Source organism: Marinoscillum furvescens DSM 4134 (genome assembly GCF_003386095.1).
Classification (GTDB): Bacteria; Bacteroidota; Bacteroidia; order Cytophagales; family Cyclobacteriaceae; genus Marinoscillum; species Marinoscillum furvescens.
Genome location: NZ_QREG01000010.1, coordinates 137,269 through 153,764 on the forward strand (window position 1 = coordinate 137,269; position 16,496 = coordinate 153,764).

At 49.5% G+C, this 16,496-nt stretch carries 8 protein-coding genes; all 8 read left to right on the forward strand.

Features of this window, described 5'->3' with window-relative positions; translation table 11 throughout:
- The first annotated feature begins 236 nt into the window (after positions 1-236).
- The 8 genes from C7460_RS12065 to C7460_RS12100 all read left to right on the forward strand — a co-directional run bounded on the left by C7460_RS12065 (position 237) and on the right by C7460_RS12100 (position 16,122).
- Positions 237-3,416 (forward strand): efflux RND transporter permease subunit, encoded by a 3,180-nt coding sequence (locus tag C7460_RS12065; protein WP_115868360.1) that lies wholly within the window; start codon positions 237-239, stop codon positions 3,414-3,416.
- A 15-nt stretch (positions 3,417-3,431) separates the two neighbouring features.
- The gene (locus tag C7460_RS12070) at positions 3,432-4,535 is read left to right on the forward strand and encodes an efflux RND transporter periplasmic adaptor subunit (protein ID WP_115868361.1); all 1,104 of its coding nucleotides are present in this window, start codon (positions 3,432-3,434) and stop codon (positions 4,533-4,535) included.
- A 3-nt stretch (positions 4,536-4,538) separates the two neighbouring features.
- Complete coding sequence (locus C7460_RS12075; protein ID WP_115868362.1) at positions 4,539-6,026, forward strand: TolC family protein; 1,488 nt, start codon at positions 4,539-4,541, stop codon at positions 6,024-6,026.
- The gene (locus C7460_RS12080) at positions 6,019-9,078 is read left to right on the forward strand and encodes an efflux RND transporter permease subunit (RefSeq protein WP_115868363.1); all 3,060 of its coding nucleotides are present in this window, start codon (positions 6,019-6,021) and stop codon (positions 9,076-9,078) included. Before C7460_RS12075 ends, C7460_RS12080 begins: the two co-directional genes overlap by 8 nt.
- Positions 9,065-10,204, forward strand: coding sequence for a signal peptidase I (lepB, locus tag C7460_RS12085; RefSeq protein WP_115868364.1), 1,140 nt, complete (start codon positions 9,065-9,067; stop codon positions 10,202-10,204). Before C7460_RS12080 ends, lepB begins: the two co-directional genes overlap by 14 nt.
- A gap of 142 nt (positions 10,205-10,346) precedes the next feature.
- Positions 10,347-11,942 carry a sialate O-acetylesterase gene (locus tag C7460_RS12090; RefSeq protein ID WP_115868365.1) on the forward strand — a complete coding sequence of 532 codons (1,596 nt, stop codon included), beginning with the start codon at positions 10,347-10,349 and terminating at the stop codon, positions 11,940-11,942.
- A 19-nt stretch (positions 11,943-11,961) separates the two neighbouring features.
- The gene (locus tag C7460_RS12095) at positions 11,962-14,421 is read left to right on the forward strand and encodes a COG1470 family protein (protein ID WP_115868366.1); all 2,460 of its coding nucleotides are present in this window, start codon (positions 11,962-11,964) and stop codon (positions 14,419-14,421) included.
- A 336-nt stretch (positions 14,422-14,757) separates the two neighbouring features.
- Positions 14,758-16,122, forward strand: coding sequence for an alpha-L-fucosidase (locus tag C7460_RS12100; RefSeq protein WP_115868367.1), 1,365 nt, complete (start codon positions 14,758-14,760; stop codon positions 16,120-16,122).
- Positions 16,123-16,496: the final 374 nt, after the last annotated feature.

Genomic DNA, 16,496 nt, shown 5'->3' on the forward strand with positions numbered 1-16,496 from the left:
TTTTTGAGACTAAAGTCCAAATTGTAATATGTAACCTACTAGATTTTGAGTGTTATCTCAATTACAATCTCATTATTCATAAAGGTATTTGTAATTCATCACGTCAAAACTTAAAAAGTACTACACTTAACACCGTAATGTGCCATGGCTTATCTATTATGGATCATAATTTAGCCTCAGGAGTCAAGTTTTGAGCGTTATTTGTTATGAGCTAACACTATCACTCACTATAAAACTTGAACCAGCCTTCATTCACATCTGCCTTTTCCATCCTCACGTTGTTTACCGTATTGGTGATCATCGGCCTGGCGCTGGTACCTAAGCTGCAGCTTAGGCTGCTGCCCAGCCGCTATGAGCCGTCGGTATACGTGTACTTTGGTATGCGGGATGCCAGTGCCATCGTGGTGGACAATGAGGTGACCAGCAAGCTGGAAGGAGCCTTCTCGAGGATACCTGCCCTAAAAAAGTTGGAATCACGCACCCGTGCTGGTGGGGGCAGCCTGGTGCTGCGCTTCCACGAAGATGCAGACATGGATGCGGTGAGGTTTGAGGTGGCCACCATCGTACGCCAGTTGTATCCTCAGCTTCCAGAGGGGGTGAGCTATCCGTACATCGGGATGAGTAGCCAGGAGGACGAAGACCGCCCTGAGCGGCTGATGAGCTTTACACTCACCGGCAAAGACCCCAACCCAGTAGTAGGACAGTGGGCAGAAGAGCACCTGGTACCTGCCTTTTCAGAAGTAGCAGGAGTACACGAAGTGGCGGTGTATGGAGCGTTTCCCTATGAGTGGGAGCTCACCTATAGGCGGTCCGTGCTAGACAAGCTAGGCTTGAAGCCCTCAGACATACGCAAACAAATCCGCCAGTATTATCAGACGCGCGATCTTGGAGGCATATATGAGGAGTCCACAGGAAGTGACGTGTTAAGTTACATTCCTGTAAAATTTCAGGGAATGAGCAGCCATACGTTTGCTGCCAGCGACCTCCAGATTAGTCACAAGGGCAGGCTGTTTCGGTTGACCGACCTGGTAGAAGTCAAGCGGCAGGAAGCTGCTCCATCACACTATGAGCGCATCAATGGACTGCATGCTATCAACATCCTGGTCACCGCACGGGGGTCAGCTAATTTTATCTCCAGTGCCAATGCCCTGAAGCAGGAGGCCCTGCGACTTGCCACCTCTTTGCCAGACGGTTATAGCCTACAGATGACCTATGATGCCTCTGAGTTTATCAGCAAGGAGCTCCAAAACATCCTGTGGAGAATAGCAGCAGCAGTAGGCATATTGTTGGTATTTGTTTTCCTGGTTAGCCGCAGTTGGAGATATCTGGCCGTGATCGGATTGTCCATTCTTATCAATATCGTGGTGGCTTTTATTGCATACTACTACCTGGGGCTCACCATACACATCTATTCGCTGGCGGGTATAGCCATTTCGCTGGGCATTATCATGGACAATACCATTGTGATGACGGATCAGCTTCGACATGGAAAAGGAATCAGTGTGATTCGAGCTATTGTAGCGGCCACTCTGACCACCATAGGGTCGCTGGTGGTGGTGTTTTTTCTAGATGCGCAAACACAACTAAAACTCGTAGACTTTACCCTGGCCATGGTCATAAACCTATCGGTCTCATTGGTGATCACATTCTTTTTTATTCCCGCACTCATGCAGCAGGTGCCGCTGCGTAAGCGGCCGATGGCCAAAAGATTCCGAAAAAGCCGACGCATAGTACGTTTTAGCCACCTGTATGCCAGATTGATCTATTGGCTGAAAGGCAAGCGCTGGCTCTTATGGCTGATCCTGATCCTCGGGTTTGGATTGCCGACATTCCTGATGCCCAACCACCTCAAAGGGGAAGCCTTCTATGTCCGCTGGTACAATGAGGTCTTTGGCTCGGCGATGTATACCGAGCACATTCGGCCGGTAAGCGATGTGGCGGTAGGCGGTGTGTTACGGCTGTTTTTAGACAACACCAAAGGCAAAAAATTCAATAGGTCCAATGACCGTACCGTGCTGCACGTGGCAGGGGTCATGGACGATGGCACTACACTGGAGCAAACCAATGCCGTATTCGGGCGGATTGAAAATTTCTTGTTGCAGTATGAAGAAATTGAGCAGTTTAATACTTCCATCCGCAGCCCATCCGCAGCCCGCATCAGTGTGCAGTTTACCCAGGAGGCAGAGGCATCCGGTTTTCCGCATCAGCTAAAAAGCGAGGTAGAGCGCTTCTGCATCGATCTGGGCAGCGCCGACTGGAAAATAAGTGGTGTAGGCAGGGCCTTTGACAATTCGCTCAATGAAGCCAGGCGTAACAACCGCATGGTGCTTTATGGCTATAACCTGGACCAGCTCAAGGGGTATGCTGCAAAACTGAGTGACTACCTGAAAGAAATTCAGCGTGTAGACGATGAATCCATTTTTATCAATGGACGGGCTACCTATGAGGCCAAGATTCGCCGTGAATATGAGCTGGACTTTGACCTGGACTACATGCGGCGCACGGGCATCTCAGCAGGAGGAGTCTTGAGTCGGCTGCAGCAAATGTCTGCCGACCGTGACAGGGTGATGGCCGTCAGCCATGGAGGCAGCCATGAGCAGGTATACCTTACAGAGGCCCATGCCACAGTGCCCGATTTGTGGGGGTTTTACCATCGCCCACTACACCTTACAGAGGAGCGGTTTACCAAACTACATCACTATGGTGATTTTGTGAAAAAACGACGACAAGAGCTGATCAACAAAGAAAATATGCAGTATACCATGGTGGTCGAATTTGACTTTATTGGCAGCTGGGGGCAGCAAAAGTATTTTCTGGGGCAGGTGATGGATCGGCTGGAGCAGCAGCTGCCCATCGGGTATTCCGTAAAAACACTCAACTACTCAGGTGGGCGCTGGGGCAAGGAGGATGAAAGCAATAAGCGGCTGTGGCTTGTACTGCTGGTGGTGGTCATCATCTATTTTGTCAGTGCTGTAGTGTTTGGCTCTTTGATCCAACCTCTGATGGTGATTTTACTTATTCCGGTGAGCTTCATGGGGGCATTTCTTACCTTTTACCTGTTCGATTTACCTTTTGATGAAGGCGGGTTTGCCGCACTCATTCTCCTAAGTGGCCTCACGGTCAATTCGGTGATCTACATTCTCAATGACCTCAATTCTTTAAGAAAACAATACCCCAGACGCACACAGGAGCAGCTCTATTTAAAGGCCTATCACCAGAAGATCATTCCTATCGTGCTCACGATCCTGTCTACAGCGCTGGGGCTGGTACCCTTTCTCATTGAAGGGTCAGCCGGAGTGTTTTGGACATCATTATCCGCAGGTACCATAGGTGGCCTGATCGCCTCTATGCTCGGAATCTGGGGGGTGTTGCCTGTATTTGTAAAGCGAAGTGTCGCAAAAAGAAATAACCGCTAAAGAAATGACTATTCTATGACCAATCTAGGAAAGAAAACTCATCAAAAGGCCGCAGGGCCTACATTCATCGGCCTGTGCTTGCTGGGGCTGTGTATTGCCAGTTGTCAGGGAGAGGCCAAATCGTCACTGGCCATGGCCAGACCCAGCTATGAGGAAGACCGCACCGTGGTAGTCACGAGCCAGGTAAAAGAAGGAGACTTTTTTAAAGAATATGAAAACAATGGCGTGCTGGAAGCCCGGCACAAAGCTACGGTGGTCATGAAAGAGGCAGGGATGATTGAGGCACTGCATGTCAGCAATGGCGACCGGGTACAAAAAGGGCAGCTACTTGCGGAAATAGCCAATGATCAGCAAAGGTATGCCCTCGAGCGTGCCACGCGCAACTTGCAAAAGGCTCGTCTGGAGCTGGCCACACTGCTCATAGAGCAGGGGTACACATTGGCAGATTCGGCCAATGTACCTGAGCAGGTATGGCAGCGTGCACTGATCAAGTCCGGCTGTCTGGATGCAATCAACGAACAGCAGCTAGCAGCCCTGCGTCTGGCCAACACCCGCATCACTGCACCATTTGACGGTATAGTAGCAGACCTGCAGGTACGCTTGCACAACCAGTCCGACCAGTACAAATTCTTTTGCTTGCTCATCGATGACCGCTACTTCCAGGTGGAGTTTTCCATATTGGAAGCTGAGCTGTTAGAAATGGAAAAAGGCATGGCCGTAGAAGTGCGACCATTTGCTGTGGAGGATTACATGATAGCTGGTACGCTGAGTACGATCAACCCAAAGGTAGAAGATAATGGCATGATGAAGGTAACTGCCACCGTGCCCAATACCGATGGCCGACTGGCCGAAGGAATGAACGTAAAAGTGCTGGTGCGCAAACTGGTGGGCCGTAGGACGTATGTGCCAAAAGAAGCTGTGACTCTGAGGCAGGAGCGGCATGTGGTGTTTACCCACCGCAGTGATACGGCCTATTGGAACTACGTAAAAGTAGGGCCGACCAATTCCCGCTATACGGTCATCAAAAAAGGGGTTAGCCCGGGAGATGAAGTCGTGATAGAAGGGCACTTTAACCTGGCGCACCTTGCCACAGTGGAAGTCATAGACCAAAAACAGTAAGCCATGACTTTGAAGCCAATTTGGATGACCATCCTACTGCTGGTAGTTGGCAGGTTTACGGGCTTACAGGCTCAGCAGATACACCTTACCATGCAGGAAGCGGTGGCTATGGCTGTAGAGCAGTCGTTCGATGCTTACAGTAGCCAGTACCAGTTTCAGCTCAGCAAGTTCAATTACCTGGATACTCGAAAGCTTTTGCATCCGGAGATTCGCTTTTCCGCTACAGCGGTAAACTATACCCGTGCGATCCAGGAGCAGTGGAACTCCGATCAGCAGCAGTTTTTGCCCTATGACGTCCAGCGACTGATCAACTCGGGCAGCATCACGCTCAACCAACCGGTTTGGTTTACCGGAGGCTCGTTAAATATATCGTCGAGCCTTAGGCGCAACCAGACCTTTGCCGAAAATGGCAATACGCTAAACTATATCTCGGCGCCTGTGGGGGTGAGCTACCGCCAAAACTTCAATCAGCCCAACTATTATAAATGGAATCGGACCATTGGCAACCTGCAGTTTGAACAGGCGCAGGGAGATTTGGCCAGAAGCCAGGAAGCCGTAAGGGTGCGGGCTGTCAGCATGTTTTTCGATGTGCTCATCGCCCAAAACCAGGTGGAGATTGCCAGGCTGAGTAAACTCAATGCCGACTCGCTGCAGTGGATGGCCGAACAAAAAAATGCCATTTTTGCTATCTCCAGAGCCGATTACCTCAATCTGGAACTGCAGCAGTCCAATTCGGAGATTGCGTATCAAAAGGCCCGGATCCGACTGGTCAACTTACGCAATGCGTTTACCACTTTTCTAGGCCTTTCACGCGATGTTGAGCTGGTGTGCCAGGTGCCGGATAAGGTCCCTGTTATCAGCATCAGTGCGCTGGACGCACTGGATAAAGTGCACGCCAATAACCCCGAACTGCTCCGCATCCGGCGTGCCATTCTGGAAGCAGAACGTTCGCTGGAAGCTGCACGGCGGCAGCCATACAATGTAAGCCTACAGGCCAATGTTGGTTACAATCAAAACCGAAACCAAATCGACGCAGCCTATCGCGATCTGCTCGACCAGCAAGGCGTATCGCTGAGTGTCAGCATTCCCATCTATGATGGTGGCCGGCTGTCGCGCAATGTCCAACGCGCACGAGTCAGCCAGGAGTACCAGCAAAAGTCGCTACGTCAAACACGCCTGGAGCTCGAAAACGAAATCCTTCAGCAGGTGAACAATTTTGAGGTTTCGGCTTCACAGATCGAGAGCTATGCCAAGTCCGATACCCTGGGCCAGGTAGTCTATGAAGCCACCAGAGAGCGCTTTGTGCTGGGCAAGGCTTCTATCGTAGACATGATCAATGCAGAGGAGCGCAGGCAAGCAGCTCGGCTCAGCTACCTGAGCCAGCTGCAAAGCTTCTGGACGCAATACTATGTCATCCGTCAGCTATGCCTGTATGACTTTATCACTCAGCAAGATTTGGTAACCCTTATAAACCAGCGGTCCGATGATTAGGTTTTTGGTAGACCGGCCAGTATCGGTAATCATGGTGTTTATAGCCATTGTGGTATTGGGGGCAGTATCGTTTCAGCAAATACCTGTTTCACTCATGCCGGATGTAGAAATCCCCGAGATCACCATACAGGTAGCTGCTCCTGAGCAATCAGCCCACCAGGTGGAGGAAAACTACATCCACCTGATACGCAGGCAGCTGCTGCAAGTAGGACATCTGGCTGATATGGAAAGTTATGCTTACAATGAGTATGGCTATATCCGCCTCAAATTTGACTATGGTACCCGGCTGCATTATGCTTTTATAGAAGTAAATGAAAAGATAGATGCACTGATGCAACGCATGCCCGAGGGATTTGAACGTCCCAGGGTTATCAAAGCTTCTGCAACGGATATCCCGGTTTTTTACCTCACCCTGGCGCTCAAAGATCAAAATACCGACGGCCTGGGCAACCGGTTTATGGAACTCAGCGAATTTGCAGAGCAAGTCATCAAGAGGAGGATAGAGCAGCTCGATGAAGTGGCCATGGTGGACATCAGCGGGATGGAATATCCCGAAATCCATGTGGAAGTAGACCTGCAAAAGTTGGGGGCACTGGGGATGGATCCCTGGGTGCTAAAGAAAACCATGGAAGAAAACAACCTTAGCTCTAGCAACATCAAAGTGCGAAACGGGCTGTATGAGTTCAATGTCAAATACAGTAGCCTGCTCACCAACAGACACGACATAGAAAACCTGATGCTACGTAGTGGAGGCAGGGTCTTTAAACTTTCGGAAATAGCAACGATTACGGTTGTTCCACGATCCTCCAAGGGTTTTGTGCTGGATAAGACAGGCAAAGCCATATCCATGGCCGTTATCAAAAAATCTAATGCCCGCATGGAGCAGCTGAGGGAGCGTACAGATGAACTGTTGGAAGCCATCCGTACAGATTATCCTCGAATCACTATAGAGCAAAACCGTAATCAAACACAACTATTAGCCTACGCCATCTCCAGTTTGAAAAGTAGTTTGTGGATAGGAGGCACGTTAGCCTTTCTGGTACTGCTGGTGTTTCTCAATGATTTTCGCTCACCGCTACTCATTGGTATCTCTATACCTGTGAGCTTGGTGATCAGCCTTTTGTTTTTCTACTTACTCGGCATTTCCATCAATGTAATTTCACTTTCCGGACTCATAGTGGGGATCGGTCTGATGATCGATAATTCCATTATCGTAATTGACAACATCGGGCAGCATATCGCCCGCAGAGAGTCGGCTGTACACCAGGCCAGTGCGTCTGCTACCACTGAGGTCATTGCGCCGCTGCTCAGTTCGGCAATGACCACCTGCGCGGTTTTTGTGCCACTCATATTTCTGGGAGGCATCGCTGGGGCACTTTTTTACGATCAGGCATTGTCCATCACCATAGGGCTGGCATCATCGCTGGTGGTGTCTGTTGCGCTTATTCCGGTGCTGTATGTGGTGCTGGGGCAGCAAAAGGTGCTTTCGCGAAAATGGTCCAGACGAGAAGGAAGTCGATTGGCAAATACTTACGAGCTTGGCTATCAGTGGGTGATGGGTCATCAAAAGGTGTTTGTAGGTGCTACCATCATCCTGTTACTGGTAGGTATGCTGGCTTATAGGGTGTTGCCCAAAGAGCGCTTTCCGGCTATGGAAAAGTCGGAGCTATTGATCGCAATCGATTGGAACGAAAGCATTACCAAAGCTGAAAATGGAAAACGCGTGACTCAGCTGGTGCAGGAGGTAGACAGCCTTTTGCTATCTGTGTCGGCTATGGTGGGAGAGCAGTGGTTTTTGCTAGACCATACCGCCAACCTTTCTGGCACTCAGGCCAGTATTTTCCTGGAGTGCCAGTCTGCAGATGGAGTACGTACGCTCCGCGAGCAGGTAGTTCCCTGGGTAGCGCAAAATTATCCGGAGGCCGCTCTGGAGTTGAAAGCGCCTGAAAGCATCTTCGATCGGGTGTTTGGTAATGGCCAGGCACCAGTAGAGGTGCGCCTAACCGCCGAAAACAGCACAGGGCTGCCTGATCCGGAAAAAGTCCGAAGCGTCGAAAGTCTGATTAAGCGTCAGACTGGAATGCCTTCTGAAAGCAAGCAGGCATTGCAGCAGGTTTATGAGCTCAGACCTCACTTTGAAAAGCTGTTGCTCTATGAAGTAGGCGTAGACCGGCTGATGGGAGTGCTGCAGGTTGCGCTGGGGAGGTTTCCGGCCTTTCAGCTCAAGCAAGGGCAGTACGAAGTGCCTGTAGTGATTACCGAGCGCACCAAAGACCTACATAGCATACTGTCCCAAACCCTGGTGCCTTCTCGTAAGGGTGCGCAAATTCCTGCTAGTGAGCTGGTGGAAGTACATATTGCGGTAGATTATAAAGGATACACGGGCGATAAGTCTGGGGCTTATGTTCCGCTGGACTATCAGGTTTCTGAAAAGGGTGCAGATCATTTCATAGCCTCGGTAAAACGGTTGATAGCAGCCGATGGCCAGCTAAAGGCCTCGTTTGCGGGCAGCGTACTCGATAGCCGACTACTCATTTCGGAACTATGGGTGACATTTTTAGTGGCGTTGCTGTTGCTGTATTTCATTCTGGCTTCTCAGTTTGAATCGCTCCTTCAGCCTTTGATCGTGTTTTTGGAGCTGCCCATTGGGGTGGCCAGCGCCCTGGTAGCCTTGTGGGGGTTTGGCCAAAGCATCAACCTGATGTCACTGATTGGCATCATCGTGATGTCTGGCATCATTATCAACGATTCCATCTTAAAGATCGACACCATCAACAGACTTAGAAAAGCGGGACATTCCGTAGATACGGCTATACAAATGGCCGGAAAGCGCCGGTTAAAGGCGATCATCATGACAAGTGCCACCACTATACTGGCCATGGTACCTTTCTTATGGGGGCAGGACATGGGAGCCGTTCTCCAACGCCCACTGGCAGTAGCCGTGATTGGGGGCATGCTCATCGGGACTTTCGTGAGCCTTTATTTTATACCAGTGGCCTATAAGCTGATTTATAGTAGTCTCAAAGCATCTAAGCAAAATGAAGCACACTAAGGTCACTCGTAAACTTTTCATGAGCTGTTTATGGGCCTTTCTTGCGTATTGGACCGGCATATGGTGGGGACTAATATGGGCAGGTCTCGCGCTAGTATCAATAACACTGGCTCGCTGGCAACCGTATCAATCTCTGCAACATGGAATCATTTATCGTGGCTACAGATATGTCAAATTGGTCATACTTACGGTATTTGCTGCACTGGCTGTACGTGTGTTTTTACTTGGTATCTATGCCATTCCCAGTGGCTCTATGGAGTCAGCTATCAAGCCCGGTGACGTGGTGCTGATGGAAAGGTGGACCTTCGGACCCCGGCGACCAGCCTCGCTCGCAGAAGTTCCAAATCTGGGAAATTTGCTGGCGCTTGTTCCAGAGTTACACCGTTGGTTTTCCCAGCACACCCTTCCTCCAAAGCGGTTGGCAGGTATAGGCTCAATAGACCGGGGTGATATAGTCGTATTTGATCACCCTCAGAGCGATATTGTGATGATCAAACGTGTAGTAGGATTGCCAGGAGATACCCTGGCGCTGGTGCACGGTACGGTCACCATCAGTGGAGTCCCATCGGACCCAGTAGGCGGCACTCGCATAAAATGGCATATTGAAGATGATACTTTGTCAACAAATGTAGGCGGAAGAAGCAGGTACTATGGTGGTGCCTTGAGACTTACCTGGCAAGAGGCACTTGATATGATGGATAGCTTATCCGTGGAGCTGAGGCCTGAGCATAAGCAGGTTGGTAAAGGGATGTATCCCAAAAGCAAAAACGTGCAAAGCACTTTGGACGACTGGACCCCTCCAACCATTCCACAAAAAGGACTTACCGTGACTCTAACAGAAGATAACCTGGAGTGGTACCTGCCGCTTATCATATTACAGGAAGGTGCAAGTTTCGAGCGCTCACAGCATACAGGGTTCTACTATATCAATGGAGCATTTACAGACATGTACACTTTTAAGCAAGATTATTTTCTGGTGTTTGGCGATAACCGTTACAACTCCAAAGATTCCAGGTATTGGGGTTTTTTACCAGCAGATCACATCCATGGAGTAGTGCCACTGGTACTGTTTTCTACCGCAAAATACCAGCCATATGGAACGCGCAGAACCTTTAAGAAACTTTGAGCTGTGGCCGTAAAAAAGCCCACAAACAAAGAAATGCACGATAATTGATATCCTCAGAATCATAGCTGATACAGTTTGCTGCGGTGATGTTCGAATATTGTGTAGTAGCATCGAAAGGTGCTGTACCTTGAAACGAGCAACTATGAAAAATACATTGTCCCTTGTTTTTCTCCTGTTCGGAGTGGCATTAGGTCATCTGGTCAGCGCTGAAGTACGCGTGCACGGTCTTTTCAGCGATGGCATGGTATTGCAGCGCAATTCCCAGGCGCCCGTGTGGGGCTGGGCTGCACCTGGCGAACAGGTGATAGTCACCGCTAGCTGGGGAGCACGCGCTGAAACAGTGGCTAGTGCAGATAGCAGCTGGCAGGTACAGCTGGCTACTCCAGAAGCAGGTGGACCCTTTGAGCTAACTATTGCTGGTCAGAATACCCTGACCATCAGCGATGTGTGGACGGGGGAAGTGTGGCTGTGCACCGGTCAGTCCAATATGGATTTTACGATGAGTCAGCTCACCAAAGATGCTCGAGAGCCTAAATATCAGCCTTTGGTGGACTATATAAGAAAGGAAATAGCTACGGCTTCAGATACTCTGATTCGCCATATCGAAGTGCCACGCCGAACTTCCATAGCGAAAGAGGAAAAAGATTTTTCGGCAGACTGGCGCAGTGTGGGGCCGGAGCAGACGGGTAAAATCTCTGCTACGGCCTATTTTTTTGCGCGAAAGCTGCGCAAGGCATTAAATGTGCCCGTGGGACTGGTAGAATGCTCGTGGGGTGGCACGCGTATACAGCCGTGGATTCCAGTGGAGGCGTATCGGCAACATCCTGATTTACGCACTTATTTTGAAAACAACCGCAAACACATTCGCCGAATCATTGACAGTGTGAGTGTGGAGGATTTTAAGGACGTGGAGTTCGAAGCACGATTTGCCGCATGGCAGGCGAGCGATCGCTCAGACAGTCGGCCATGGCCCCGCGTGCATCCGCAAAACGATAAGCAGGTGCCTGCCACGCTCTACAATGGGATGCTGGCAGCGGTGGTTCCTTACCGCATCGCTGGAGCCCTGTGGTATCAGGGAGAAAGCAACTCCCACTTCAAGGAGGAGGAGCATGAGCTGTATTTCAAAACACTCATCAGCAGCTGGCGCGCTGCCTGGAATCAGGGAGCATTTCCTTTTTACTATGTGCAGCTGGCCAACTATGAAGCACGAGACAAACGATCGGATGGAGGCTGGGCCATGGTGAATGACGCGATGCGCCGCGGGCTGGAGCTACCCAATACAGGGATGGCAGTACTCACAGACATAGGTGAGGCCAAAGATGTACACCCGCACAACAAAATGGATGTAGGCGATCGCCTCGCTCGCTGGGCACTGGCCAAAAATTATGGAGTAGACGTGGAAGCGGTAAGTGGCCCGCTATTTTCTGCTGTAAAGCACAAAAAAGGCAGGTCTATCGTGAAGTTTGAGCAGGTAGGCTCAGGGCTCATGGTGGGACAGAAGCACCTGATGGAGCCAACAAAAGAAGTAGATGAGCCCCTGGTGGGTTTTGAAATAGCAGGTAGTGATGGCGTGTGGTACCCGGCAGAGGCTACGATTGCTGGCAAAGACAAAGTAATGGTCAGCAGCGATCAGGTACAGGAGCCGGTAGCAGTACGGTTTGCCTGGTCGTCCAACCCTGAAGGCATCAACCTTTACAACCGTGAGGGGTTGCCTGCAGCCACTTTCACTACGCCATAATCCTTCAACCTTAATAGTTATGTTTAGAATTTTTGCAGCGATTGCCTTGCAGTTGATTGTGCTGGTTGGTCTACAAGCTGAAGTCAGCCAAAAGGTATCCCGTTCTGGGCAGGCCGGAGCGGTAATTAGGTATCCGTTTTCTTTTACTAACGATAGTGAGCAGCCCAAAACTTATTCACTGGTCATCTCCAATCCACGATTGCTAGCTTGTACCTATGAGCTGGCTCGTGATGAAGTGACTCTATCACCTGGAGCGAGTTATAAAGGAGAGTTGGCAGTAACAGTTAGTGATCGAATCCCTCCGGGAGCCTTTGAGGAGGCTACTTTGCGGATATCGAGTGAAGGTATGTTAACAGGTACATTTCAGTTCATCACGGTCCGCGCCAAACCTCACCCGTATTTACTCGTGACGGACGAGCTAATCGCCGAAGCAAAAGCAAAAATGGCCAACCATGCCTGGGCATCGGCGGCATTTGAGCAGGTGAAAAAAGAAGCCCTAAGCTATCGCATACCTGAGCGAAAGGTCATCACCAAAGCACGAAATACGCTGGAATGGTCGAGTTTTAATTACAAAGCCAATACCACGGAAGAGGTTTTTAAAAAAGTGCTGGTATGGAAATTTGCGGGTAGTGAAGCCTTGCGCGATGAGGTTTTGGGTTTTGTTAGAGCCGTTTGTGATCCTAAAGAAGGCTATGTCGCTGTGGGCGCCGCTACTACCGGGGTGCAGGTTCATGAAGGCAATTTCTTTCTTTACCTGGCTGCCATCTGTGACGTGCTGTATGGTGAGGGGCTTTTGTCTGATACTGACAAGGCCAATATAGCAGCTACCTTTCGTCACTACATCAGCCTACAGGGCGAAGACCTGACAGGGGAAGCCATCATGAACCATGAAGCCAGCGCACTGACAGGAGCAGTATTTGCGGCGCTTTTTATGGAAGACATGGCCACACTAGATCATCTAATGGAAACGGAAGGCGGCCTGATCGATCAGCTGGCCAAGGGCACCATGCCTGATGGATGGTGGTTTGAAAGTACCGTAAACTATAGCTATGTGGTGGTGGAGCGCTTTACCCTGCTGGCACAGGCTTTTGAAAACTATGGCTGGAACTTCTTTGATCGGCGATTTCCTATTCGCTACAAAAGCAAAGACTATGACAATGCCAAAGAGGGCTTTACAGGCATGAAGTTCGATGTGTGGGGACCTATGAACCAAAACACCATAGGTTTCGAAGAGATGTACACAGGCCACATCCCCTTGATGGACGAAAAAGCCTATGTAGTTTCCAGCAATGACTCCAAAGCCACAGGCCCACACCCTTTTTATGAACTGGCTTACCGACATTTTCCTAAAGACGAAATAGCGTGGGTGCTGCACCATTCAGAGCGAATGGGGTGGGAGGCACTGCTCTACGGGGTGCCTGAGCTGCCTGATGTACAGGACCCGAGAAGTAAATCTACCTACGTGCCCAATGTAGGAATCACGGCATTGCGTTCACAAAAACCGGGTAGAAGTGCTGCCGATCAGATCCAGGCTTATGTAAAGTACGGAACGCATGGCGGCTGGCATGGTCATTTTGATCGGACGGGAATGTTGGCTCTGGATCGTTATGGACATAAGTACTTTGGGACGGAAATGACCTGGTACGGCTATGGCAATCCTGGCTATAAAGAATGTGTGCAGACCTCTGCTACGCACAACATGGTAGTGGTGGATGGCCTGCAGCAAGAAGCCTTGCCCTCAGAGCAGCTGCTCTTTTATGCAGGTGATCTGATGCAGGTCAGTGCAGTGGAGACGGTCGCCCGCTGGCGAAAAATCCCTACCTGGAACATCGATAAGTTTCCGCCCTGGGATGATAAGGGTTATGCCGAAGGTTTTGAACATGTACAGCAGCGCAGAATCACCGTAGTGACGGATGACTATGTGGTACTGGCAGACTATGTAAACGCTTCACAGCGCCACCAATACGACTGGCTGATACATCCCGTAGGCTTTCAGGGAATGACCAATGCATCCAAAAAAGGACCATTGCAACCCCAGTTGGAAACCGCCTTTGACTCACCCTACAAGTATTTCAACAATGCGCAGTGGTATCGCATGAAAGGAGGTACGGTAGTGAGTTTTCAGGAAAAAGCTATGAAACTGGATGTGCATACACTATGGCCACAAAAGGCTGATGTGTTCATAGCCGAATACCCAAATGCGGGCCGTCATCAGGGCATTCGTAACAATCCGGACCGCAGCACCTTCGGAGTGAGTGTCAATGCAAAGGAAACCGTGTTCTTAACCATCTTGGAGCCTTACAAAGGGACATCAGCTCTTCGCAGCGTTAGCGCACCCAATCAAGGTGAAGTGATCGTTACGCTGGCAGACGGGAGAAAGCAGGAGGTACGGATCGAGGGGTTAGGCATGGATGACCCGAAAGTTTCCATCCGGGAATGGCAAGATGGCGAACTGCAGAGAAGTGAAAGCACCAGATAGTGAGTGGTAACAGTACATCTAAACGCAAACAATCCTGATGAAACGGGCTGGGCAAGGGGGGTGAAATAATTCAAAAAAGATAAAAAAATGCCCTCAATAAGCGTAAAACGAACGAATGAATCATGAGTTATCACATCAGAACCATCAGTTATACACTTCATTTGGGCTAGCTCCGATCTTGCAAAAGAGTCTGATAGTCGTATGATCAGCTACTAATGTTCGAGGGATCTGACAGCAGTCATAAAACTCATAGAAGAACGCTTGGCTTCAGGCATATGTAACCCGCTCGGTTAAATCCGGGATTTTAAAAATTTTTTGCTAAAGATTGAATGTAAAATGAGAAAACTGACGAACTACTTACTGGTAGCTGTTCTGCTAATCGGAGCGGCCTGTAAGTCTACTCCTCCTAAGAAGCCCCAATTAAGTATATCTGAAGACCAACGGATGGAATGGTGGCGTGATGCCGGTTTTGGCATGTTCATTCACTGGGGACTCTATGCCATACCTGCGGGAGTATATAAAGGAGATACCGTACGTGGCAATGCGGAATGGATCATGGATAAGCTGGATATTCCGGTGAAGGAATATGAGCAATTTGCCAGTCAGTTTAACCCCGTGAAGTTTGATGCCGAAAAGTGGGTGTCAATAGCTAAAGATGCGGGCATGAAATACATTGTCATTACTTCCAAGCACCACGAAGGGTTTTGCCTTTGGGATTCCAAAACCACAGATTATGACGTAATGGAGGCATCACCTTTCAACCGTGATATCATCAAAGAACTGGCCGAGGCTTGCCGCCGGGAAGGCATCAAGTTTTGTGTGTACTACTCTATAGTAGACTGGCACCACCCGCAGGCACAGGCGCCATTGTTTCCAAACTACAATGCTGGTCAGCGTGACTCCACGGTATTCAACCCGGACTTTCCCAAGTACTATGAAAACTACCTGAAACCACAGGTAAAGGAGCTCCTCACCGAATACGGAGATATTGGCGTGGTATGGTTTGACGGTGACTGGATCCCAGATTATACCACCGAAATGGGAAAAGAATTGTACAGCTTTATCCGTGACTTACAGCCACAAACGATCGTCAACAACCGTGTAGACAAAGGTCGTGCAGGGATGAGTGGTATGAACAAAGAAGGCGTTTACGCGGGTGATTTCGGTACACCCGAAAAAGAAATACCCGATACGGGCATGGATGGTGTAGACTGGGAGTCTTGCCTTACCATGAACGGAAGCTGGGGCTTTAAGTCTACAGACCACAACTGGAAAAGTGAAAAAACACTGATTCATAACCTGGTAGAGATTGTCTCTAAAGGTGGTAACCTGCTGCTCAATGTAGGGCCTACTGCTGAGGGTGAAATACCTCAGGCTAGTGTGGAGCGCCTTGCTGCTATGGGTGACTGGGTAGAGGTAAACGGAGAATCCATCTACGGTGCCGAAGCTAGTCCATTCGAAAAACCAGAGTGGGGACGCTACACGATCAAAGACAATGTATTGTATGCGCACGTGTTTGACTGGCCAGCAGACGGAAAGTTAGCCTTGCACCCAGAGGTAAACCCCGGACGTGTAAGCTTGCTGGCAGACGAGAGCGCTACCTTGAAGTTTGACGGAGCTAATGCAACAGTAGAGCTGCCTGAGCAGGCACCAGATGATGCTGTGTCCGTGATTAAAATAGAACTTAAAAACGCATTATAAACGCACAAAATGATATTATTCTTTCTTTTTAGTTAGTTGTATCGCAAGGGGCTGACTCAGAGGTAAAATGACTTTCACACAAGTAATTGCACTTAAGTCAGCCCCTTTTTTAAAGTGTATTTGTTTCTAGTAGTTCATAGATATCAGCAGTTTGGAGATTGATTAACGACCTGCTGCTGAGTGTTGGTTTATTTAGTTAATCTACTCATATCTTTTACCGAAGCACAGCTCTCATCCGGCTGTGCTTTTTTATTTGCCTACAAAAGCGCCACACGCAACATCCCGGCAAAGACCTATTAAATGAAAGCCACCGATTTGCAATGGGTACCTATTAAGCTCAAATAGTAGTGAGTCTCTATCCAGGCTTAGACTGC